This window comes from Citrobacter sp. RHBSTW-01044 (assembly GCF_013781945.1).
Classification (GTDB): Bacteria; Pseudomonadota; Gammaproteobacteria; order Enterobacterales; family Enterobacteriaceae; genus Citrobacter; species Citrobacter braakii.
The window spans coordinates 1,762,055-1,785,846 of the sequence record NZ_CP056180.1; the positions used below are offsets into that span (position 1 = coordinate 1,762,055).

21 protein-coding genes are annotated in these 23,792 nt (G+C 53.2%); 6 read left to right on the plus strand and 15 right to left on the minus strand.

All coding sequences use genetic code 11. The annotated features are described in order from the left end of the window. Positions 1-201: 201 nt before the first annotated feature. The 5 genes from artM to HV352_RS08485 all read right to left on the minus strand — a co-directional run bounded on the left by artM (position 202) and on the right by HV352_RS08485 (position 3,810). Complete coding sequence (gene artM, locus HV352_RS08465) at positions 202-870, minus strand: arginine ABC transporter permease ArtM (protein ID WP_016153669.1); 669 nt, start codon at positions 868-870, stop codon at positions 202-204. Continuing rightward, the gene (artQ, locus tag HV352_RS08470) at positions 870-1,586 is read right to left on the minus strand and encodes an arginine ABC transporter permease ArtQ (RefSeq protein WP_016153668.1); all 717 of its coding nucleotides are present in this window, start codon (positions 1,584-1,586) and stop codon (positions 870-872) included. The genes artM and artQ overlap by 1 nt, the downstream gene beginning before the upstream one ends. A 6-nt stretch (positions 1,587-1,592) precedes the next feature. After that, positions 1,593-2,324 carry an arginine ABC transporter substrate-binding protein ArtI gene (gene artI, locus HV352_RS08475; RefSeq protein ID WP_016156951.1) on the minus strand — a complete coding sequence of 244 codons (732 nt, stop codon included), beginning with the start codon at positions 2,322-2,324 and terminating at the stop codon, positions 1,593-1,595. Between the two features lie 16 nt (positions 2,325-2,340). After that, positions 2,341-3,069 carry an arginine ABC transporter ATP-binding protein ArtP gene (artP, locus tag HV352_RS08480; protein ID WP_016156950.1) on the minus strand — a complete coding sequence of 243 codons (729 nt, stop codon included), beginning with the start codon at positions 3,067-3,069 and terminating at the stop codon, positions 2,341-2,343. 225 nt (positions 3,070-3,294) lie between these two features. Continuing rightward, a complete protein-coding gene (locus HV352_RS08485) occupies positions 3,295-3,810 on the minus strand; it encodes a lipoprotein (RefSeq protein ID WP_016153666.1) in 516 nt (171 codons plus the stop codon). Positions 3,811-4,061: 251 nt separating this feature from the next. Here HV352_RS08485 and HV352_RS08490 point away from each other — a divergent pair, with 251 nt between their 5' ends. Together HV352_RS08490 and HV352_RS08495 are read left to right on the plus strand one after the other, a co-directional pair. Further along, on the plus strand, positions 4,062-4,385 hold the full coding sequence (locus HV352_RS08490) for a heavy metal-binding domain-containing protein (RefSeq protein WP_001160725.1): 324 nt from the start codon (positions 4,062-4,064) through the stop codon (positions 4,383-4,385). Beyond that, positions 4,382-5,212, plus strand: coding sequence for an N-acetylmuramoyl-L-alanine amidase (locus HV352_RS08495; protein WP_016153665.1), 831 nt, complete (start codon positions 4,382-4,384; stop codon positions 5,210-5,212). Before HV352_RS08490 ends, HV352_RS08495 begins: the two co-directional genes overlap by 4 nt. Here HV352_RS08495 and HV352_RS08500 read toward each other — a convergent pair. From HV352_RS08500 to poxB, 4 genes are all read right to left on the minus strand, one after another. Continuing rightward, positions 5,209-6,222, minus strand: coding sequence for an NAD(P)-dependent oxidoreductase (locus HV352_RS08500; RefSeq protein WP_016153664.1), 1,014 nt, complete (start codon positions 6,220-6,222; stop codon positions 5,209-5,211). The genes HV352_RS08495 and HV352_RS08500 overlap by 4 nt on opposite strands. A gap of 94 nt (positions 6,223-6,316) precedes the next feature. Next, the gene (locus HV352_RS08505; RefSeq protein WP_016156947.1) at positions 6,317-7,750 is read right to left on the minus strand and encodes an SDR family oxidoreductase; all 1,434 of its coding nucleotides are present in this window, start codon (positions 7,748-7,750) and stop codon (positions 6,317-6,319) included. Positions 7,751-7,760: 10 nt separating this feature from the next. Further along, positions 7,761-8,762 (minus strand): low-specificity L-threonine aldolase, encoded by a 1,002-nt coding sequence (gene ltaE, locus HV352_RS08510; RefSeq protein WP_181635345.1) that lies wholly within the window; start codon positions 8,760-8,762, stop codon positions 7,761-7,763. A 36-nt stretch (positions 8,763-8,798) separates the two neighbouring features. Then, a complete protein-coding gene (gene poxB, locus HV352_RS08515; RefSeq protein WP_181635346.1) occupies positions 8,799-10,517 on the minus strand; it encodes a ubiquinone-dependent pyruvate dehydrogenase in 1,719 nt (572 codons plus the stop codon). Between the two features lie 152 nt (positions 10,518-10,669). Here poxB and HV352_RS08520 point away from each other — a divergent pair, with 152 nt between their 5' ends. Beyond that, positions 10,670-11,104: a DoxX family membrane protein gene (locus HV352_RS08520; RefSeq protein ID WP_016156945.1), complete on the plus strand. Its 435-nt coding sequence runs from the start codon at positions 10,670-10,672 to the stop codon at positions 11,102-11,104. A gap of 72 nt (positions 11,105-11,176) precedes the next feature. Here HV352_RS08520 and HV352_RS08525 read toward each other — a convergent pair whose 3' ends face one another. The 5 genes from HV352_RS08525 to aqpZ form a co-directional block, all read right to left on the minus strand. Further along, entirely contained in the window at positions 11,177-12,793 is a 1,617-nt protein-coding gene (locus HV352_RS08525) for an FAD-NAD(P)-binding protein (RefSeq protein WP_181635347.1), read from the minus strand. A 201-nt stretch (positions 12,794-12,994) separates the two neighbouring features. After that, positions 12,995-13,963: an NADH oxidoreductase gene (gene hcr / locus HV352_RS08530; protein WP_047414009.1), complete on the minus strand. Its 969-nt coding sequence runs from the start codon at positions 13,961-13,963 to the stop codon at positions 12,995-12,997. Between the two features lie 10 nt (positions 13,964-13,973). Beyond that, positions 13,974-15,626, minus strand: coding sequence for a hydroxylamine reductase (gene hcp / locus HV352_RS08535; RefSeq protein ID WP_016153657.1), 1,653 nt, complete (start codon positions 15,624-15,626; stop codon positions 13,974-13,976). A gap of 155 nt (positions 15,627-15,781) precedes the next feature. Next, positions 15,782-16,681: a lysine exporter LysO family protein gene (locus HV352_RS08540; RefSeq protein ID WP_016153656.1), complete on the minus strand. Its 900-nt coding sequence runs from the start codon at positions 16,679-16,681 to the stop codon at positions 15,782-15,784. Positions 16,682-16,825: 144 nt separating this feature from the next. Continuing rightward, positions 16,826-17,521 carry an aquaporin Z gene (aqpZ, locus tag HV352_RS08545; RefSeq protein ID WP_016156940.1) on the minus strand — a complete coding sequence of 232 codons (696 nt, stop codon included), beginning with the start codon at positions 17,519-17,521 and terminating at the stop codon, positions 16,826-16,828. A 372-nt stretch (positions 17,522-17,893) separates the two neighbouring features. On the opposite strand from aqpZ, the gene HV352_RS08550 reads away from it, so the two are divergent. Beyond that, complete coding sequence (locus HV352_RS08550; RefSeq protein ID WP_016153655.1) at positions 17,894-19,552, plus strand: ATP-dependent endonuclease; 1,659 nt, start codon at positions 17,894-17,896, stop codon at positions 19,550-19,552. Here HV352_RS08550 and HV352_RS08555 read toward each other — a convergent pair. After that, the gene (locus HV352_RS08555) at positions 19,549-20,499 is read right to left on the minus strand and encodes a VirK/YbjX family protein (RefSeq protein WP_016156939.1); all 951 of its coding nucleotides are present in this window, start codon (positions 20,497-20,499) and stop codon (positions 19,549-19,551) included. The two genes, HV352_RS08550 and HV352_RS08555, sit on opposite strands and share 4 nt — an antisense overlap. 160 nt (positions 20,500-20,659) lie before the next feature. On the opposite strand from HV352_RS08555, the gene macA reads away from it, so the two are divergent. Both macA and macB read left to right on the plus strand, forming a co-directional pair. Further along, positions 20,660-21,775, plus strand: coding sequence for a macrolide transporter subunit MacA (gene macA / locus HV352_RS08560; RefSeq protein ID WP_016156938.1), 1,116 nt, complete (start codon positions 20,660-20,662; stop codon positions 21,773-21,775). After that, positions 21,772-23,718, plus strand: coding sequence for a macrolide ABC transporter ATP-binding protein/permease MacB (gene macB / locus HV352_RS08565; RefSeq protein ID WP_016156937.1), 1,947 nt, complete (start codon positions 21,772-21,774; stop codon positions 23,716-23,718). Before macA ends, macB begins: the two co-directional genes overlap by 4 nt. The last annotated feature ends 74 nt before the right edge of the window (positions 23,719-23,792 follow it).

Below are 23,792 nucleotides of genomic sequence, written 5' to 3' on the forward strand. Positions count from 1 at the left end.
CGGCGTGAATTAACAATGCCATTTAATGAATTTATATGCAATAAAAATGATTAGTTATTTTTAAAGATATAAAAAAAGACGGACAATTTAGGTTGTTGTCCGTCTTTTTTATTTTGGCTTTATGCATATTCACCGGAGAGTGTACAACGGAAGATGAATCGTAGCCTGATAAGCGTAGCGCCATCAGACATAAAAACCGATTTAATTCCGGTGTTCAAACGCCAGCGCTTTACGTTCGATCAAGCGCATCATCAGCGTCAGCAAACCGTTGACGATCAGGTAAATCACACCCGCCGCGCCGAAAACCATGACGTCATAAGTGCGACCATACAGCAGCTGACTATAGCCCATGACTTCCATCAGCGTGATGGTGTATGCCAGTGAGGTACTTTTAAACACCAGCACCACTTCGTTAGAATACGAGGAGAGGGCGCGTTTAAAGGCGTACGGCAACAGAATCGCCAGCGTATCCTTCTTACTCATCCCCAACGCTCCACAGGACTGCCACTGGCCTTCCGGGATTGCGCGGATAGCACCGTAGAACAGCTGGGTGGTATAAGCCGCACTGTTTAACGATAGCGCAATTAAGGCGCACAGCCACGGTTCAGAGAGCAGGTGCCACAGTACCGGATACTCCTGTAGCGTCGGGAACTGCCCTGGCCCGTAGTAGATCAGGAAGATTTGCACCAGCAGCGGAGTACCGGTAAACAACGTGATATAAGCGCGAACCAACCAGACCACAATCGGCGTTTTTAGCGTCAGGATGACGGTGAAAACCAGCGCCAGCACCAGAGCAACCACGATGGAGGCGACCGTCAGCGTCAGGCTGGTATGCAGCCCTTTTAACAATTCAGGTAAATACTCAAGCATCAGCCTGGTCTCCGCTCAAATCGTGTCGCGCGCAGGTCAATGCGTTTGAGAATGTACTGACTCACCAGCGTAATCACCAGGTAAATAGCCGCCGCCACAATGTACCAGGTAAACGGCTCCTGGGTACGGGTGGCAATGCTCTTGGTTTGCAGCATCAGATCGTTCACGCTGATAAGGCTGACCAGCGCGGTATCTTTCAGCAATACCAGCCACTGGTTACCCAGTCCCGGCAGAGCGTGACGCCACATCTGCGGCATCACCAGGCGAAAGAAGATCGCGGCTTTAGACAAACCCAACGCCTGACCTGATTCCCATTGTCCGAGTGGTACGGCCTTCAGCGCGCCACGCAGCGTTTGCGACGCGTAAGCCGCATACAGCAATGACAGCGCAATCACACCGCACAGGAACGGGCTGACGTCGAAGTTTTCGATCTGCATCTGAACCGGGATTTGTACAAACCCGAGATTGATCGTAAAGCCATCGGCCAGCGTCAGCAGCAGTTGTGAAGAGCCGAAATAGATGAACAGAACCACCAGAATTTCCGGCAGACCACGCAGGATGGTGACCAGAGCTGAACCCGTCCATGCCACCGGACGCCATTTTACTGACTCCCAGACGGCAAAAAACATGGCGAGCGCGAGGCCAATAATCAGCGCACAAACGGCAAGGCCGACGGTCATCCCGGCGGCGCTTGCTAAAGGAAAAAATTCATTCATCAAGTATTACTTCTGGAACCATTTGTTGTAGATGGTCTCGTAAGTCCCATCTTTCTTCACTTTTTCCAGCGCAGCGTTAAATTTCTGCTGCAGCTCGGTATTGCCCTGGCGCACAGCGATGCCCAGACCCGTACCGAAGTAATCTTTATCCGTCACTTTGTCGCCAACTGCGGCCAGCTTTGGATTATCTTTCAGCCATTCGGTCACCACTGCGGTATCACCAAATACGCCGTCAATACGACCATTTTGCAGATCGAGTTTGGCATTCTGGTAGCTGTCATACGGTACGGTGGTCACTTCCGGATGTTTATCCATGATGAATTTCTGGTGCGTAGTACCGTTTTGTACACCGACTTTTTTGCCTTTCAACTGGTCAATGCCGGTGTATTTACCCTGTTGGCCAACAAACAGGGCAGAGTTGTCGTAATACGGGGTGGTGAACAGAACCTGTTTTTCACGCTCTGGCGTGATGTCCATACCGGCCATCACCGCGTCAAAACGACGGAATTTCAGGCTCGGGATCAGGCTGTCGAAGGCCTGATTGGTGAAGGTACAGGTCGCGTCAATCTCTTTACACAGCGCATTCGCCAGATCAACGTCAAACCCTACGATTTTGTTATTCGCATCAATAGATTCAAACGGAGGATAAGACGCTTCGGTGGCGAAACGAATGGTTTGGGCTGCGGTAGCGGAAAGGCTAAAACCTGCGATTAGCGCGGCAATCAGAACTTTTTTCATTGTATTGTCCCGAATCTTAGTGAGAGAGATAGTTTTTAAACGCTTCGGTTTGCGGGTTGGCAAAGCAGCTCGCATCCCCAAACTCGACGATATGACCGTTTTCCATATACACCACACGGCTGGCCGTTTTACGTGCAACTTCCACTTCGTGGGTGACGATCACCTGAGTAATGTTGGTTTCCGCCAGTTCACGAATGATGCTGACGATTTGGGCAGTAATTTCCGGATCAAGCGCTGCGGTAGGTTCATCAAACAGCAGCACCTGCGGCTCCATCATCAACGCGCGGGCAATGGCCACACGCTGTTGCTGGCCACCGGAGAGATGCAGTGGGTAGCGATCGCTGTACGGCTTCAGGCGCAGACGTTCCAGCAATTTTTCGGCACGCGCCAGCGCTTGATCTTTTGTCAGACCCAGTACGCGGCAGGGCGCTTCAATCAGATTCTGCACAACCGTGAGATGCGGCCAAAGGTTGTATTGCTGGAAGACCATGCCCACGTTCTGACGCAGCTCCCGAATGGCTTTGTCTGATGGGGTCTTCGTGAAGTCGAAACGGTTTCCCGCAATAGAGAGCGTGCCCGAGCGCGGCATCTCAAGCAGGTTGAGTACGCGCAGCAGCGAGCTTTTCCCGGCTCCACTTGGGCCAAGTAACACCAGTGTTTCACCCTGAGGGCAATCCAGCGTGATATCGAACAGCGCCTGATGTGCGCCGTAGAAGCAGTTAATGCCGTTTAATTGAATACTCATTGACACTCGATACTGGCAGTCTGATAGCTATTGAAGCCGCAGATACTACCTTTGACAGAATAGTTATGCAATATTTATGCGTTAAAAGTTAAATGCAAACCGCATTCTTATCTAAACATAGCACAAAATAGCGGGGCCACCAGTGGGCAAGAATAATTGTCGGCATTCTATGCAGAATGCCAGACAATTTATGGGGGTTATGTTTCAGGCAGGTGAATGGGGCGGTTAGCGGTTTTCGACAGACTGGCGCAGCGTCCCGGCTGGCGCGTGTACGCTGCCGCCCAGATAGCGGACATCGTCAACTACCCAGCACTGGCCTTCGCGGATCATCAGCACTTCATCACGCCAGCTTTGGTCACCCTGTTTAAGCTCTACGCGCAGCGGAATGTTGCGTGCATCACTATTCGGAATGGTCGATGCGCTGGCGACGCTGGCACTGTCCGGTAACGTAGCGCGACTAGAGAACGGATCGCTGTTAAACAGATCGCGATGCGCGTTATCACGGCTGGCATCGTTCAGCAGTTTCGCCAGATTATCGCTGAGGTACGGACGAAGGGGGGTAATGTCATTGTTTCGGTGCTGAATACGGTAATCATAGAATTGTTGAGCCACGCTGTCTGGCCCGCCTTCTACGCATGAGCCGCTACGCGTGCCGTTATCTTTGTAGGCCGGCGTTACGGTAGTACAGGCGCTGAGAAGTAGTGCACATGGAACCAGCAGAGAGAGTTTCGAGTAGCGCATAATGATTTCCTTATTAGCTTTCTACTATTAGTGTTCTACGTTGATTGACATGTCATACTTCAAGTTGCTTGTGCGTTGGCTACGTGCGTTCACCCCAGTCACATAGTTATCTATGCTCCTGGGGATTCACTCTCTTGCCGCCTTCCTGCAACTCGAATTATTTTGTGTAAAGAATATATCCTTTCAATGATAGTGGATCGGTTCGATAATGCTTTTGAGATCGTGCTCTTAGCGCAAAAAGGAGATTAACCATGCAGTTTTCGACTACCCCTACGCTGGAAGGGCAGAGCATCGTGGAATACTGCGGTGTTGTGACTGGCGAAGCCATTTTAGGCGCGAATATCTTCCGCGATTTCTTCGCCGGCATTCGCGATATCGTCGGCGGTCGCTCCGGCGCGTATGAAAAAGAGCTGCGTAAAGCGCGTGAAATTGCTTTTCAGGAGCTTGGTGAACAGGCAAAAGCGCTCGGTGCTGATGCGGTAGTCGGTATCGATATCGATTACGAAACCGTGGGCAAAGACGGTAGCATGCTGATGGTGAGCGTCAGCGGCACCGCGGTGAAAACTCGCCGATGAAGCGTTTGTTGTCTCTGCTGGCATTAACACTGCTGCTGGTAGGATGTGCTGGCGAAAAAGGGATTGTCGACAAAGACGGGTATCAGTTAGATACCCGTCGTCAGGCACAGGCTGCTTACCCGCGCATTAAAGTGCTGGTTATCCATTACACGGCCGATGATTTCGACTCTTCTCTGGCTACGCTGACTGATAAAAACGTCAGCTCGCACTATCTGATCCCGGCAGTGCCGCCGCTCTACCACGGCAAACCGCGTATCTGGCAACTGGTAGCGGAAAAAGATCTGGCCTGGCATGCGGGGATTAGCTTCTGGCGCGGCGCTACGCGAATTAACGATACCTCGATCGGCATTGAGCTGGAAAACCGTGGCTGGCAAAAATCGGCGGGCAGCAAGTATTTTGCGCCGTTTGAACCCGCGCAAATTCAGGCGTTAATCCCCTTGGCGAAAGATATTATTGCCCGCTATGACATAAAACCACAGAACGTGGTGGCCCATGCGGATGTCGCACCGCAGCGCAAGGACGATCCAGGTCCGCTGTTTCCATGGGAAGAACTGGCTGCGCAAGGAATTGGCGCGTGGCCGGATGCTCAGCGAGTGGCGTTTTATCTTGCCGGGCGAGCGCCCGATACACCGGTAGAAACCTCATCATTGCTCGATCTGCTGTCGCGCTATGGTTATGAGGTAAAACCTGAAATGACGCCGCGTGAACAGCGGCGGGTGATTATGGCCTTCCAGATGCACTTCCGCCCGACGTTGTGGAACGGCGTGGCGGATGCAGAAACTCAGGCGATTGCCGAAGCGTTACTGGAGAAATACGGGCAGGGTTAACGCGGCAGCTTGCCGTGGTCACGCAACCAGGCCGCGGTACGCTCAATCCCTTCATCCAGCGTCACAACGGGCTGATAGCCTAATTCTTCCTGAGCGCGGGTGGTATCCAGCGTAAAGTCAAAATTCAGCTTCGAGACGCCGTAATGCGTAAGCTTTGGCTCTTTCGCCGATTTATTGCCTAACCGCTCCATGCTGCGGGCAATCATGTCCAGCATCGGGTAGGGTACGGAGCGGATACGACAATCAATATTTAGCTCGTCGATGAGTTTCTGCACAATACTGCGCAGGGTGCGATGCTCGCCGTTGGTAATGTTGTACGCGCGACCCGACGGCAGATTATCGCAGGCTTGCTGACTTGCCAGCCACATCGCGTGCACCGCATTCTCGTAGTAGGTCATATCCACCAGCGCACTTCCGCCGTGCGGCAACAGAATGCTGCCGTAGTGGTACATCATATGGGCCAGGCGTGGGATAAAGACTTTATCGTGTGGTCCGAACAAGCTTTGCGGACGCAATACCGTAAAACGGGTTTGCGGGTTGGCCTGTGTCAGCAACGCAATCACATCTTCGCCAGCCGCTTTACTGCGGGCGAATTCATTGGCGAAGCGTTGGGGGCGGAAGTCCTCTTTGATATCGCGATGGTGGTGATAATCAAAATAGAGCGACGGTGATGAGATATGAATGAAGTTACGAACGCCCCAGGCCACGGCCCACTCGCCCAGACGGCGGGTTGCGCGAACGTTGGCCAGATCGAAAGCTTCCTGAGTTCCCCATGGTGAGGTAAAACTGGAGCAGTGCCACAGCGTATCGATACCGGCGAGCATCACTTTTGCCTGCGAAGAGACCAGCTCGGTCAAATCGGCATGCACAAACTCTGCGCCCATTTTCTCCAGCAGCTTGCCCATCGCTTCGTTGCGACCGGTAGCTCTGACGCTGACGCCTTTGCTGCATAAAAACTCAACCGCGTTTCGGCCTAAGCCGCTGGTGGCTCCGGTAACCAGTACCTTCATATCAATCCACTGTGTTTAAAAAACGTCGTGCGCATTCTTCCGTGAATTTCGTCTGTATGCAATGGGAAACATGAAAGAATACAGGCTCTTTTTATCATGAGTCTGTGATTTGTTCTGCAAGTTTAGCAATACGCTTCGCCATCCCTCTGAAAATGAACAGATGCGCCGGGATCATCAGCAGCCAATAGAAGAGGCCTGGCATGCCGTGCGGATGCCACCAGGCGCGGACATCAATGCGTCGGTGGTCGCCTTTATCTTCCAGCGTGAAGCTCAGTCGACCCAATCCTGGCGCTTTCATCCCAAACAGCAGCGTCAGCTGTTTTTCTGGCTCAACGATGATAACTTTCCAGCTATCAACGGTATCGCCAACCTGCAACAGAGAGTGTTGCGGTCTGCCTTTCGCCAGCTTATGGCCGACCAGCAGGTCCAACGCCGCGCGCGTTTTCCATAAAATATTGCCAAAGAAATAGCCTTCTTTGCCGCCGAGGCGATTCACCACCTGCCACAGCGCCTGCCGACTGGCGGAGGTTTCAACGCTAAAGCCAGCTTGTTTAGCGAAATAGCCATATTCGGGGCGCCAGCGGGCAAATGCCTGCGCGTCGTAACCCCAGTCGCTGGAATTGACCAGCTTCTCTTCTTCTTTCAACGTGCTGCGCACCGCGTCATCAAAGGCAATCAGCTTTTGCGGGATCAGCGTGCGTAATTCGGTGTCATCGGCCAGCAGGTCGTGTTTTAACCCCTGTATCAGCGCTTTTGCCGTGGTCGGCGGCACTGACGTTATGACGTTCAAAAACCAGACCGAAATCCAGCGGGTAGGAAAGGGGACAGGGATGAGCAGGCGATGTTTACCGCTGACCGCCATAAAATGCTCGAACTGCTCCTGATAGCTCAATACCTGCGGCCCGGCGGCTTCGAGCACGCGGTGTTGGCGTGTAGGATGATCCAACAACGCCACCAGGTAGTACATTAAATTCTCCAGCGCGATAGGCGTGGTACGCGAGCGCACCCAGCGCGGAGGGGTGAGTACCGGCAGGTTGTAGACCATGTCGCGCATCACTTCAAAGGCGGCAGAACCTGCCCCTACGATAATACCCGCGCGCAATTCGGTCATCGGCACGCCTGATTCGCGCAGGGTGTCCGCGGTTATCTGTCGCGCACGTAGATGATCGGATTGTTCATGCCGGGGAGCCTGTAATGAGCTCAGGAAAATAAGCTGTTTGACTGGCGTATCACGTAGCGCATCGCGCACGTTCATTGCTACCTGGCGCTCATGGGCGATAAAATCACCGCCTTCTCCCATGCCATGGACCAGGTAATAGACCGTATCAACGCCGGTCAGCAGCGGCGTTAGGTTATCTGGCCAATTCAAATCGACCTTATGGCAGCTGACGTTGGCCAACTGCTGCTTTTCCAGCCGCTCGATGCGGCGTGCCGCAGCCAGCACCTGATGCCCTTGCTGACTGAGCGCCTGTACCAGATGCTGACCAATGTAGCCACTGGCGCCAAGAACCAAAATCCGTTGCGGCACGCCCATCTCCTTAGCGGGTTAAAAAAGCGCGCCAGTGGGCGACGACTTCAGCAAGCTGTTCACGCGATACGTCCAGATGCATCACCAGACGCACAATCGGCGAGGCGTTAATCAGCACGCCTTGCGCTTTCATGTACTCGCCCAGTGCCGCAGCGTGTTCTTCGCCAACGCGGACAAACAGCATGTTGGTGTCGTGGCGCATGACGTCCGCTCCTGCTTCGCGCAGTTGTTCCGCCATCCAGGCGGCGTTGTCATGGTCTTCTTGTAAGCGCGACACGTTATTTTTCAGCGCATACAGTCCCGCCGCCGCCAGAATACCGGCCTGACGCATTCCGCCACCGGTCATTTTACGCCAGCGAATGGCGCGCTTGATGTACTCGTGGCTGCCGACCAGCAGTGAGCCTACCGGCGTTCCTAAACCTTTGGAGAGACAAATGGTGAACGAATCGCAGTATTGCGTGACATCTTTTAACTCACAGCCATAGGCGACGATGGCGTTAAAAATACGCGCGCCGTCGACATGCAGCGCAAGATTGCGCTCACGGGTAAATTCCCAGGCCTCTTTCAGATACTCGCGTGGTAGCACTTTGCCGTTGTGGGTGTTTTCCAGGCTGAGCAGACGCGTGTGGGCAAAATGGATATCGTCCGCTTTGATTTTTGCCGCCACTTTGTCCAGCGGCAAAGAGCCATCCGGCATGGCGTCGATAGGTTGCGGTTGAATGCTGCCGAGTACCGCTGCGCCACCCGCTTCGTAGAGATAGTTATGCGCGCCCTGACCGGCGATATACTCTTCCCCGCGCTGACAATGGCTGAGGAGAGCCACCAGGTTCGCCTGAGTGCCAGTGGGTAAGAAAATTGCGGCTTCTTTGCCAGAAAGCTCGGCTGCGTATTGCTGGAGGGCATTAACGGTAGGGTCATCACCGTAGACGTCGTCCCCGACCGGGGCGGCCATCATCTCTTCGAGCATGGCGCGACTTGGTCGGGTGACGGTATCACTGCGTAAATCAATCACGGGCATTCCTTTTTAAGTGAGGTAATGCCCTCTGTTTTACCTGAGCCAGTTAGTTTTCGCCAGTTCGATCACTTCATCACCGCGCCCGCTGATGATTGCGCGCAGCATATACAGGCTAAAACCTTTAGCTTGTTCGAGTTTGATCTGCGGCGGGATCGCCAGTTCTTCTTTCGCGACGACCACATCGACCAGCACCGGACCGTCAATCGACATCGCCCTTCGCAGCGCTTCATCAACCTCTGAGGATTTCTCCACGCGAATGCCCGTAATGCCGCAAGCCTCGGCAATCCGTGCGAAATTTGTATCGTGCAGTTCGGTGCCGTCGGTCAGATAACCGCCAGCTTTCATCTCCATCGCCACAAACCCCAAGACGCTGTTGTTGAAGACAATAATCTTCACCGGCAGCTTCATTTGCACAACCGACAGAAAGTCGCCCATCAGCATGCTAAAACCACCGTCACCGCACATTGCGACAACCTGACGTCCCGGTTCGGTCGCTTGTGCGCCGAGCGCCTGGGGCATGGCATTGGCCATCGACCCGTGGTTAAACGAACCGATCAGACGGCGTTTACCGTTCATTTTCAGATAACGTGCTGCCCACACCGTTGGCGTGCCAACGTCGCAGGTGAAGATGGCGTCGTCAGCGGCAAAGTGGCTGATCTGCTGCGCCAGATACTGCGGATGAATGGCTTTATCGCTGGGTTTGGCTAAATCATCCAGCCCTTTACGCGCCTCACGATAGTGTTCCAGCGCTTTATCCAGGAACTGCCGATCGGTTTTTTCTTCCACCAGCGGCAGCAGGGTGCGGAGTGTGGATTTAATATCGCCTACCAGCGCCATATCAACTTTACTGTGCGCGCCAATGCTTGCCGGATTGATATCGATCTGAATAATCTTGGCGTCGGTGGGGTAGAACGGGCGATAGGGGAACTGGGTACCGAGCAGGATCAGCGTGTCGGCATTCATCATGGTATGGAAGCCGGATGAAAAGCCAATTAGCCCGGTCATGCCCACGTCGTAAGGGTTGTCGTACTCAACATGCTCTTTACCACGCAGGGCGTGCACAATCGGCGCTTTTATTTTAGCAGCAAACTCAACCAGTTCTTTATGCGCACCGGCGCAGCCGCTGCCGCACATCAGGGCGATATTGCTGGAGTAGCGTAGCAGTTGCGCTAGTTTTCTGAGCTCTTCTTCTTCCGGAGTGACCACCGGGAGCGGCGCATGATACCAGTGAGTGCTGGCGCTTTCTGGTGCTGGCTTCAGCGCAACGTCGCCGGGTAATACCACCACGGAGACGCCGCGGTTGAGCACCGCTTTACGCATGGCAATTGCCAGCACCTGTGGGATCTGCTCAGGGCTGGAAACCAGCTCGCAATAGTGGCTACATTCGCGAAACAACTCTTGCGGGTGGGTCTCCTGAAAATAACCGCTGCCTATCTCACTGGATGGAATGTGAGCAGCAATTGCCAGCACCGGGACGTGGTTGCGGTGGCAATCAAACAGGCCGTTAATCAGGTGCAGGTTGCCTGGTCCACACGAGCCTGCGCAGACGGCCAGTTCTCCCGTCAACTGCGCTTCAGCGCCCGCGGCGAAGGCCGCAACCTCTTCATGACGGGTTGGCATCCAGTCAATCGTTCCCATACGATTCAGACTGTCACTAAGGCCATTTAGCGAGTCACCCGTCACACCCCAAATGCGTTTAACGCCAGCTTGTTCGAGTGTTTTAGCAATAAAAGCGGCAACCGTTTGTTTCATGGTTTTCCTTCTCCTTTAATGTGATACCGGTTACAAGTTTAGATGAAGATAATAGTTATGCTTATCATTACCTCTTATTTCCGGCAGGTTTCATTAAGCCTGTATTAAGCGTAGTTTGTTATTGGACATGGTGAAACAAGGAATAAATTCAAATGGTTATAAAACTATTAAATACAGTTAACCGGGTACTGACTCATGAAGATTTTGGCAAGTTTTTGTTACGTATTGCCGTGGGGGGATTAATGCTGTTTCATGGGCTGCATAAACTGTTCGCGGGTATTGATGGCATCAGTGGCATGCTGATAGCGAAAGGTTTCCCTGGCTTTATTGCGTATGGCGTTCTGCTGGGAGAGGTTGTGGCACCGTGTCTGATTATTCTTGGGATCCTGACGCGTCCGGCGGCGTTGGGGCTCGCGTTTACGATGGTGGTGGCATGGCTGATGGTCGGGATGGGTGAAACCTGGTCACTGGATAAAACCGGCGCATGGGCAATTGAAAGTCTGGTGTATTTCTTCATCGGCGCTCTGGCCGTGGCATTTTTGGGCGCGGGGCGTTTCTCCGTTGCCGGAAACTCGGCCTGGCGATAGTTTGCCATCCGAGAATCAAGACAGAGGCGGGGACGCGATAACCTATCTCCGCCTCGCCATTAAGTCTGGCCGCTAATCCATCTCGTCACTGCTCCACAGTTTGTGCCGACGTTTCAGTGCTCGTTGCGTCAATGCCTTTGCCATCGCCGCACCTATTTCAGCGCTAACCACCAGCCCCTGAATAAAGGGACGGTCGTGCATCAACCACGGCAGTCCGCCAAAGGCGATGCGGTTGCGGGCGTTTTCCGGCGCTTGCAGCGTGTAATCTTCGCCGATATCCGGGATCTCATCGCCACAGGCCAGCAGTTGATCGCGTAGCGTTGGGAACGGAATATCTTTGCTCTGCAATGCCCGTTGTCCTCGGGCGTCAATAAATACATCAAATTCACTGCGTTGACCGTGGTGGTAAATGACCGTCCTTACCTGCTTATTTGTACGCTCATAATCCTTGCCGAGTGCGAGGATCTCAATCAGCCCGGCATCGTGCAGAGCCAGCAATCGGCGGATAGATTCAGACGGGATCGCCGCATAGTTATCAATAAAGACGCGCGCCAGTCCGTGCCTGAAACGTTTTTCGTCGCGAGCATCAAGATGAGGAACGATCTCTTCAATAACCTCGTGTAGGCGCAATAAGGTATAGCGCCAGGCGACGGTATGTTGTTCCTGCTTGTTGCGTTCAACCTCCACCAGGTTACGCCTCGCCCAGTCAAAAGGGTCATGCTTGAGCCTGTCGGCAAAATAGACCTCGGGGAATGTGTCGGCGTTAAGCGTTGCAAGTGCAACCTGTTGGCACCACCCAGGGGCCGCGTCTTGCAGTTGTTGCACAATAAGCCGGAAGATGCGGTCCAGTAATCCGTTTTGGCCCTCGGCAATGGCGTTTTCAATCGCTTCTTGCGTCACGATATTCAGCGGTTCATAGGGAAGAGGGCAGTAAAAATCCGCTTCAGGCAGCACACCGCTGCGCGACATCAGGGTCAGCTTCAGGTTTTGGCTGTCGGGTTTACGCGTGAACTGCAGTGAATGGTCGGTATTGGTGGTGAAGTTACCATGCTGACTGACCACGGCCATCGCCGCGTCGATAGCGCTTAGCGAGGTGCCCAGAATACCCACCCTGCAAGCGCTAATCCGCGCCTCCATCAGGCCGGTCCACGGACTGGGGAAAAACTTGCGTGCCTGAGCATCAGTTTCTGGCCACAGATGACCGCTGGCGATAGCGGCGAAATCCACTTCGACGGGCTGTGACGCGTGATTGATCCACAGGGAGACCCCAGTCGGGTTTGCTTGCAGGTCGGTGACTTTACTTGATTCATATACGCGAATTGTGAACCCGGATCTTTGCGCTTTATCGACAATGGCTAAAAAACGTTCGCGATAATAGTCGCCGAGGATCACGCGGGGCAAAAATTGCCGCTCATGCAACGATGTACGTTCAAGCCGAAACTGCGCCAGGTATTCATCGCTTTGATTCTGTAGCCACGTCAGATAACTGATATAAATCGGCGGGATCTCAATGCTGGCTATATTGGCCAGCATGTGGTCTGCGTTGTTGTCGCTGTTATAAGGCATGCCTACGCCAGCTTCCTCAGCTTGCTCATAAAGCTGTATCTCCAGCGGTTCACCGCGCTCAACGAGGGCATGAAACGTATAAATTCCGGTGGGACCTACGCCGACGATGGCCACTTTTTTCATGGGGATCCTTTGTAGAAAGTTCGACGTGGTAGTCGGGGTTTTGCTTAACCTGTGCCAGGTAAGTGTGGTCGATAATTCGCGAGAGGAAGACGGTATTTTGCCTGGGAGGGGGAAAAAATAGGAATTTTGCAGCGTCTGACAGCATAAAAAAAGGCCACCCGATATAACCGGGTAGCCTTTTGTACATCAGATATCGGCCAATTACGCCAGCACTAAATCACCCTGCGGATGACAGGAGCAAGCCAGCACATAACCTTCAGCAATTTCTGCGTCGGTCAGCGTCATGGTGCTGCTGACCGTGTAGTTACCGTCAACCACTTTGGTTTTGCAGCAGCCGCAAACGCCCGCACGGCATGCGGCGACAACCGGCACTTTATTGCTTTCCAGCGCTTCCAGCAGCGTACTGCCTACCGGCGCATAAAACTCTTTTGCCGGCTGCAGTTTGGTGAACTTCAGACCGCTGGTGGCGGCTTCAGCTACCGGGGTGAAGAACTGCTCTTTAAAGAAGCGTGTCACGCCCAGCGCGTTGACTTCTTTCTCGACCAGATCCATATACGGCGCCGGGCCGCAGGTCATCACGGTGCGAGAAGCCAGGTCCGGTACGCTTTGCAGCAGTTCGGTGGTCAGTCGGCCGGAAACAAAACCTTCAGTGGCATTGTTTTCAGCAACTAAGGTCACCGGATACTCGCGCCATTCGTCGGCAAAAATGACATCTTGCGGTGAACGGACGTTAAAGATCACCTGCACATCTGCCTGTGGGCGGTATTTTGCCAACCAGCGACGCATTGACATGATTGGCGTGACGCCACAGCCAGCGGCCAGCATCAGGAACCTGTCTTCCGCTTTATCTTCACAGGTGAATTCACCCATTGCATCGGACAGCCAGATATAGTCGCCGCGCTTCACGTCGCGGGTTAACCACTGTGAGCCTGCGCCATCGTCAATGCGGCGGATGGTCAGCGTGATGTATTCGCTAACGCCCGGCGTTGAAGAGAGGGTGTAAGCACGCAGCGTGTCCGCTGAATTACGTACGCTGACCAGTGCATACTGCCCGGCGCGGTACGGATAATAGTCGTGGCACAGCAACGAAATTGTCCATACATCCGGCGTTTCCTGATGGATGTGATGAACCTGCATCCGCCATGGGCACTGATGAGTTGGCATTGTCATTCTTTACTCCTTACGCGCTCAGCAGTTGCTTCATGTCTTCTTCAACGGTGGTCACGGAACGCAGACCGAACTTCTCGTTGAGAACTGCCAGCAGGTCCGGCGTGAAGAAGCCAGGCGCAGTCGGGCCAGTGACGATGTTTTTCACACCCAGAGACAGCAGGGTCAGCAGAATGACAATCGCTTTCTGTTCGAACCAGGAGAGCACCAGAGACAGCGGCAGATCGTTCACGCCACAGCCCAGTTTCTCAGCCAGAGTTACTGCCAGGATGATGGCAGAGTATGCATCGTTACACTGACCTGCATCGACCAGACGCGGCAGACCTTCGATATCGCCGAACTCCAGTTTGTTGAAACGGTATTTACCGCACGCCAGGGTCAGGATCAGGCAGTCGTCCGGCACGCTGGTGGCGAAGTCGGTGAAGTAGTTACGTTCGCCACGCGCGCCATCACAACCGCCAACCAGGAAGATGTGACGCAGTTTTTCGCGGCTTACCAGGTCGATCAGGGTATCAGCCGCGCCCAGCAGAGTCTGACGACCGAAACCAACGGTGATCAGGTGCGGAATTTCGCTGTACGGGAAGCCCGCCATCTGCTGAGCCTGAGCGATTACCGGAGCGAAGTTGTCGCCTTCGAGGTGGCTTACACCCGGCCAACCGACGATGCTACGAGTCCAGATACGGTCATCGTAGGCACCAACAGTTGGGTCGATGATGCAGTTAGAGGTCATTACGATTGGGCCCGGGAAGCGGGCAAATTCAACCTGCTGATTCTGCCAGCCGCTGCCGTAGTTACCGATCAGGTGTTTGAACTTACGCAGTTCCGGGTAGCCGTGCGCCGGCAGCATTTCACCGTGGGTATAGACGTTAACGCCGGTACCTTCGGTCTGCTCCAGCAGGTTGTACAGATCTTTCAGGTCGTGACCGGAGATCAGGATGCACTTACCTTCGGTTGCTTTGACGTTGACCTGAGTTGGCGTCGGGTGGCCGTATTTAGTGGTTTCGCCAGCATCCAGAATGCTCATCACTTTGAAGTTCATCTGGCCGATTTCCATTGAGCACTCCAGCAGAGCGTTCATATCGGAAGGCCAGGTTCCCAGCCATGCCATGATTTTGTGGTACTGAGCGTAGATGTCGTTGTCGTACTGACCGAGAACGTGCGCGTGCTCCATGTAAGCTGCCGCACCTTTCAGGCCGTACAGGCACAGCAGACGCAGGCCGAGAATGTTCTCGCCGATGGCTGCTTTGTCTTTGTTCGGGGTAAATTCAGCGGCCTGACGTTGCAGGTCGCCCAGATCGTCGCTGACCAGTTGCAGATCGGCCATCGGGTTAGCGACCGCTGCGTTCGCGTCGATGTTCAGGCATTGCGCTTTCAGGGCGTCGCGCATGGCGATAGCTTCACGGGCATAGCCAACAATACGCGGAGAATCGAAGTTAACGTTGGTCAGCGTGGAGAAGAATGCACGCGGCGCAAAGTTATCAACCTCATGGTCGATGATGCCGTATTCACGTGCCTTAACAGCCCATGCAGACAGACCTTGTAGGGAAGCAATCAGCAGATCCTGCAAATCGGAGGTTTCAGCCGTTTTACCGCACATACCCTGCGCGTAAGAGCAGCCGTTTCCTGCCGGAGTACGGATGGTTTGTTCACATTGCACACAAAACATGGTCACACCTTTTAAAGTTATATTTAATATACATGTTTAAGGTTATGCCTGTGCGCGAAGGGATAAAAGGGATTTCTGCTACAACTTGCAGGGAGATTGATTTAGCGCAATTTTGGCGGTAGATGACTACCGCCAGAGAGGTATTTGTCCTGACTTCAGGCGGAGAAAAACGCCATCAGCAAAGGCACTAACAGACTCAGAATAAAGCCGTGGACGATGGCTGCCGGAACCATCTCCAGACCGCCGCTGCGTTGTAGCACCGGTAAGGTGAAATCCATTGATGTCGCGCCACATAGCCCCAGCGCGGTTGAGCGGCTGCGGCCCACCATTCCAGGAATCAACATAATGGCAATCAGCTCGCGGGCCAGGTCATTAAAGAAGGCGGCGCTACCAATCACCGGCCCGAAGGATTCGGTTAACAGAATACCGGACAGGGAATACCAGCCAAAACCTGATGCCATCGCCAGCGCGGTTTTCAGCGGCAGGCCGAGGATCAACGCATTGATAACCCCCGCCAGCATCGAACTGGCGACGACGACCACCGCAACAATCATCCCCCGGCGATTCAGCACAATTTGCTTTAAGGTCATACCGCTGTTGCGCAGTTGAATCCCGACCAGGAACAGTAAAAAGATTAACGTATATTCGCTGGCTTCGGTGGCGTGCTGCAGAATAGGAAGACCGGTGAGGCCGAGCAGAAAACCCACGACGACGACGCCACAAAGCTGGAGCGACTCAAGTGCCATCGCAATTCGCGAGGGTAGCTTTTCTTGCTTGTGGTTATGTCGCCAGGGCAGTGAACGCTCCAGCCAGAACAGCGCCGCAATATTACACAACAAAATGACCGTCACGCTGACCGCAGAATAATGAAGAATGGCTAACAGGTTGCTGGCGAGATTATCCAGAAACGCCAGGCTGATACCCATAAAAAAGAGAATAAGGTAGACGATCCAGCTCAACAGGCGATTGATGAGTTTTAATGCAGCCCTGTGCCGAAGCGGAATAAGGTAGCCCACAATAAGGGGAACCAGAATGATTAACAGCCCTGAAAACATGAAAACCAGATCCTTGCTGAGAGTAAGACGAAATGCGCCAGCACACACTACTCAATGCAATGAAGGGAGTAAAGTTGCAAATAAAAGGAAATATAGCGGGGGAAAAAAAAGACCTGACTTGCGCCAGGCCTTTTTTGTTATCGATTAATCGCGTTTTTCCAGCAGAGTGCGGTAAATAAGACCGCCGAGGACCCCACCGATAATCGGCATAACCCAGAAGAACCACAATTGCTGTAATGCCCAGCCGCCCTGGAAGATGGCTACAGCGGTACTACGTGCCGGGTTAACGGAGGTGTTGGTAACCGGAATACTGATCAAGTGGATCAGGGTTAACGCCAGACCAATCGCAATGGGTGCAAAACCTACCGGAGCATGTTTATCGGTCGCACCGTGGATCACTAATAAGAAACCAGCGGTCAAAATAATTTCAATTACGACGGCAGACATCATTGAATAGCCGCCAGGTGAATGTTCACCAAAGCCGTTCGAGGCAAAACCACTGGCAGTTGCGTCAAAACCAGCTTTACCGCTGGCAATAAGATACAGTGCCGCTGCTGCAACAATACCGCCCACAACCTGAGCGATAACATAACCAATAACGTCTTTTGCCGGGAAGCGACCGCCCGCCCATAAACCGAAGGTCACCGCCGGGTTAAAGTGTCCGCCGGAAATATGACCTACGGCGAATGCCATGGTTAATACGGTCAAACCAAACGCCAGCGCGACACCGGCAAATCCAATCCCCAACTCCGGGAATGCTGCGGCCAGAACTGCGCTACCGCACCCACCAAAGACGAGCCAAAACGTACCGAAGAATTCGGCTGCTAATTTCCTGAACATAACCACCTCAATTAAAAGTTCCGGGTTCGTGTTCCTTACCCGGTAATTCATCGCTAAAAGGGACGATGATGAAAGAGCCGGTATTTTAGAAAAAAACATCATCCCTTCGCCAGTTAAATTGATGAAAAAATTTGATTTAAGGCAATATGTTGTGATTCCTTTTTGAATATTGGATGAATGAAGCATAGTTCAATTAGCAAAACGACGATGATTGAGTTCTGAAATAATATTCCAGGGAAAACATAAGAAGAATATTCTTATATTTTTTGATTTCTGCGACTAACCTCCTGATCATATCGGGTGTCTTGAGCGCCCGCTTGCCGTTATACTCCTGATAACTTGAAGGAAAAAGTTAGCATTTCCGGAGGCTATATGATTCTCGAACGCGTTGAGATTGTTGGATTTCGTGGTATTAACCGTCTGTCGTTGATGCTGGAGCAAAGCAACGTGCTGATTGGGGAGAACGCGTGGGGTAAGTCCAGTCTGCTGGATGCTTTAACCCTGTTGCTGTCGCCGGAAACTGATTTGTACCACTTTGACCGCGAAGATTTCTGGTTCCCGCCGGGCGATATTCAAGGCCGGGAACATCATCTGCATATCATCCTGACGTTTCGTGAGTCTCAACCGGGTCGCCACCGCGTGCGCAGGTATCGTCCTCTGGAAGCCAGCTGGACGCTGTGTCAGGATGGCTATCACCGCATTTTCTATCGGCTGGAAGGTGAATGTGCGGACGACGGTAGCGTTCTGACGTTACGCAGTTTTCTGGATGGCGAGGGCCATCAGCTTCCCCTCGACGACATTAACGATCAGGCGCGGCACCTCGTGCGTTTGATGCCAGTACTGCGCCTGCGCGACGCGCGTTTTATGCGACGGATCCGTAACGGTACGGTGCCGGATTCGGCGGATGTCGAAGTGACCGCGCGGCAACTGGATTTTCTGGCACGTGAACTGGCTACCCGACCGCAAAACCTGACAGATGGGCAGATACGTCAGGGGTTATCGGCCATGGTACAGCTATTGGAACACTATTTTTCTGAGCAGGGTTCCAGTCAGTCCCGCTATCGTCTGATGCGTCGACGTTCCAATAACGAACAACGTAGCTGGCGCTATCTGGATATTATCAACCGTATGATTGATAGACCGGGCGGACGCACGCACCGCGTGATCTTGTTGGGATTGTTTTCGACGCTGTTACAGGCCAAAGGTACGCTGAGGCTGGATAAAGACGCCCGGCCGTTACTGTTGGTAGAAGATCCTGAAACGCGTTTACATCCGATTATGCTGTCGGTTGCCTGGCACCTGCTGAATTTGCTTCCTCTGCAACGGGTGGCGACCACCAACTCAGGTGAGTTACTGTCCCTCACCCCCGTGGAACATGTTGTCCGCCTGGTGCGTGAGTCCTCCCGCGTCGCCGCCTGGCGGCTTGGGCCAGGTGGGATCAGCGCAGAAGATGGTCGGCGTATTGCCTTTCATATTCGTTTTAACCGTGCATCGTCGTTGTTTGCCCGCTGTTGGCTGCTGGTGGAAGGCGAAACGGAAACCTGGGTCATTAACGAACTGGCCCGCCAGTGTGGGCACCACTTTGATGCGGAAGGTATCAAAGTCATTGAATTTGCCCAGTCCGGCCTTAAGCCGCTGGTTAAGTTCGCCCGCCGGATGGGTATCGAGTGGCATGTGCTGGTTGATGGTGATGAAGCCGGGAAAAAGTATGCCGCTACGGTGCGGAGTTTGTTGAATAACGACAGAGAAGAAGAGCGCGATCATTTAACCATGCTTCCCGCGCTGGACATGGAACACTTTATGTATCGCCAGGGGTTCGCTGACGTATTCCACAGGGTGGCGCAAATCCCCGAAAACGTGCCCATGAATATGCGCAAAATTATCTCGAAGGCGATTCACAGGTCGTCAAAACCAGATTTAGCCATTGAGGTGGCGATGGAAGCCGGGCGGCGCGGCGTTGACGCGGTGCCAACGCTGCTGCGAAAAATGTTTTCCCGCGTGCTGTGGTTGGCACGCGGCAGAGCGGATTAGTTGCGAAACATCGACGACAGCTGCGAGTGGATGCTGTCCAGTAACTGGTAGCGACGGCGGTATTCCGCGCGTTTTTTGCTGGCAATGTCCGCTTCGCTTTTTCGCGCCATTGTGCGTGGGATATGGTAATAGCCGTGACTGTCGCACTCACCGCCAACCGACTCCCAAAATGCGTTGTAGTCGGAAAGTATCACCTTGTTTTTATCGTGGTAACGCGGGCTGCGAAAGATATGCTGTTCATTGCTGACAGCCAGAATTTGTTTAATATTCAATTGTTCTGCAAAACAGCAAATGGCTTCCATCACAATACGTTTAGGGAAAATTCCGTAGCATGATTTGGTCGCTTTTTGAATTTCTTCATGTGGCAGTAATCGACTGCCTCCCTGTAACCCGCCAATAAACAGTGTGCTGCTTCCTTGATAATTGCACAGCGTAAACGTCATTTCCGCTAAAGTCTCGCCAGCGCTATTGCGTACCAGAATGGTACTTTCACCTTCTTTATCCAGTGAGATAAATGAGCCCAGTATTACGCTAAATATTTCGCTATTTTTGCCTTCAATTTGTGCCAGTTGTAATCCATCCGCACTTAAATAAGCTTTATATTCCGTGGCTGAAAAAGAGCTGCGGATAGCATTGTAATGAAAACGCACAGCATCCAGTTTCATTTTCCGATCAAGGTTTTGTGCGAGATAGGCGCGATGTAGGCGAACCGGCAGACGAGGCTGGCGTGCCAGTACGCTATCGAGATCAGGCCATTGCGCCAGTTCAGTCATCCATTCATGCATTAATCGTGGCATAAGCGCTGAGCGCAACAAAAACTTACGACGGAAGCTACGCTGATGCCAAAATTTTCCAGGGCGCCAATGTCCGGTCATCAGGCTACAAAAGAGGCTAAAACTTGTGGCGGGTTTTGAAGAATGAAAAGTGCTGTCAGTTAGCTGGCTCATAATAACAATCCGATGGATACTCTGGTACTAATTTCAACACAGCGGATCTTAACCATTCATCAATAACTCTGTTATTCTTGCGTTTTTCAACGGCTATTTATTTAACGTTGATGTTTACCACTCCACTCTGGTGGACGTATTGGGGGAAATTGGGACATTTATGAAGCTCAAGGGAAAAATCAAAAAGCGCTATTTTCTCTTCGCCATCATCATTATTGTGGCGATAATTGCACTTTGGCGAACGCTTAATGCGCCTTTACCTCAGTATCAAACGTTAATTGTGCGTCCGGGCGATCTGCAGCAAAGCGTACTGGCAACCGGCAAACTGGATGCGTTGCGTAAAGTTGACGTCGGGGCGCAGGTAAGCGGGCAGTTAAAAACGCTGTCGGTCGCGATTGGCGACAAAGTAAAAAAAGATCAACTGCTTGGCGTTATCGATCCTGAACAGGCGCAAAACCAGATTAAAGAGGTTGAAGCGACGCTGATGGAATTACGCGCTCAGCGTTTACAGGCTGAAGCCGAGTGGAAGCTGGCGCGGGTAACGCTTTCCCGTCAGCAACAGCTGGCGAAAACCCAGGCTGTCTCGCAGCAGGATCTCGACACGGCGGCTACTCAGATGGCGGTCAAACAGGCGCAAATCGGCACAATTGATGCGCAAATTAAGCGTAATCAGGCCTCTCTCGATACGGCAAAAACCAACCTTGATTACACCCGCATCGTCGCGCCAATGGCAGGCGAAGTCACGCAAATTACTACCCTTCAGGGGCAAACCGTTATTGCTGCCCAGCAGGCACCTAACATTCTGACATTGGCAGATATGAGCACCATGCTGGTGAAAGCGCAGGTTTCCGAGGCGGATGTGATTCACCTGCATCCCGGGCAAAAGGCCTGGTTTACCGTACTGGGCGATCCTCAGACGCGCTACGAAGGTAAGCTCAAAGATGTTCTTCCGACGCCAGAGAAAGTGAATGATGCAATTTTCTACTATGCTCGCTTCGAAGTTCCCAACCCGAAAGGGATCCTGCGTCTGGATATGACCGCGCAGGTCCATATCCAGCTCACGGATGTGAAAAATGTCCTGACGATCCCGCTGTCGGCGCTGGGCGATCCTATTGGCAACAATCGTTATAACGTCAGGCTGCTGCGTAACGGCGAAACCCGTGAACGCGAAGTGGTTATCGGCGCGCGTAATGACACCGATGTGGAGATCGTGAAAGGGCTGGAAGAGGGGGATGAAGTCATCACCGGTGAGGGCAACGCTGGAGCGCCAAAATGACGGCATTGCTTGAACTGAGCAATATCCGCCGCAGCTATCCGTCAGGCGAAGGTCAGGTCGAGGTATTGAAGGACGTATCCTTGAGCATTCAGGCCGGGGAAATGGTAGCGATTGTCGGGGCGTCTGGCTCGGGTAAATCGACGCTGATGAATATTCTCGGCTGTCTGGACAAACCCACCAGCGGTACGTATCGGGTTGCCGGGCGCGATGTCTCCACGCTGGATAGCGATGCGTTAGCCCAGCTGCGTCGCGAACATTTCGGTTTTATCTTCCAGCGTTATCATTTGTTGTCGCATTTAACCGCCGCGCAAAACGTTGAGGTGCCTGCAGTCTACGCTGGCACCGATCGTAAGCAGCGCCTGGCCCGTGCGCAAGAACTCCTGCAGCGACTGGGTCTGGGCGACAGAGTCGACTATCAGCCTTCCCAGCTTTCCGGTGGTCAGCAGCAGCGGGTCAGTATTGCGCGTGCGCTGATGAACGGGGGACAGGTTATCCTCGCCGACGAACCCACCGGCGCGCTGGACAGCCATTCAGGCGAAGAGGTGATGGCGATTTTGCATCAGCTGCGCGATCGCGGGCATACGGTGATTATCGTCACTCACGACAGCCAGGTCGCCGCACAGGCCGAACGCGTCATTGAAATTCGTGACGGCGAGATTGTGCGCAATCCACCGTCGCACAAACCCTCTACCGGGCGCGATATCGCGGAGCCGACGGTGAAAACGGCGTCCGGCTGGGGGCAGTTTGTCAGCGGTTTTCGCGAAGCGCTCACTATGGCCTGGCTGGCAATGGCTGCGAATAAAATGCGAACGCTACTGACCATGCTTGGGATCATCATCGGTATTGCTTCGGTGGTGTCGATTGTGGTGGTAGGCGATGCGGCTAAACAGCTGGTACTGGCAGATATTCGTGCTATTGGCACCAATACCATCGATATCTATCCTGGCAAAGATTTCGGCGACGACGACCCACAATATCAACAGGCGCTGAAGTATGACGATTTAACGGCGTTACAGAAGCAGCCCTGGGTCAGTTCGGTGACGCCTGCGGTGTCGAAAAACCTGCGGCTACGCTATGGCAATATCGACGTGGCCGCCAGTGCTAATGGCGTTAGCGGCGACTATTTCAACGTCTATGGCATGACGTTTAGCGAAGGGACCACTTTTAACGCTGAACAACTGGCGGGGCGCGCTCAGGTGGTGGTGCTCGACAGCAATACCCGTCGTCAATTGTTCCCCAACAAAGCGAAAGTTGTCGGCGAAGTCGTGCTGGTGGGGAATATGCCTGCCACGGTGATTGGTGTTGCAGAAGAGAAACAGTCGATGTTTGGCAGTAGCAAGATCCTGCGGGTCTGGCTGCCTTACAGCACCATGTCCGGGCGAATTATGGGGCAGTCGTGGCTGAACTCGATCACCGTGCGGGTGAAAGACGGTTTTGATAGTGCCCAGGCTGAGCAGCAGCTCACCCGACTACTGACGCTACGCCACGGCAAGAAGGATTTCTTCACCTGGAATATGGACGGTGTCTTGAAAACCGCTGAAAAGACCACACGTACATTACAACTCTTCCTGACGCTGGTGGCCGTGATTTCGCTGGTGGTCGGTGGAATTGGTGTGATGAATATTATGCTGGTTTCGGTAACCGAACGAACGCGCGAGATTGGCATTCGTATGGCGGTTGGCGCCCGCGCCAGTGACGTACTGCAGCAGTTCTTAATTGAAGCGGTGCTGGTGTGTCTGGTTGGCGGCGCGTTGGGCATTAGCTTGTCGATGCTGATCGCCTTTACGCTTCAGCTATTCCTGCCTGGCTGGGAAATAGGTTTCTCACCCGTAGCCTTATTGACGGCGTTTCTGTGTTCGACTGCGACCGGGATTTTGTTTGGCTGGCTACCGGCGCGAAATGCGGCGCGGCTGGATCCGGTAGATGCTCTGGCGCGGGAATAATACTATCGAGATAAAAATGCCAGCCGCAAAGGCTGGCATTTTGACTGCGGGATGTACACAATGAAACAGAAGAG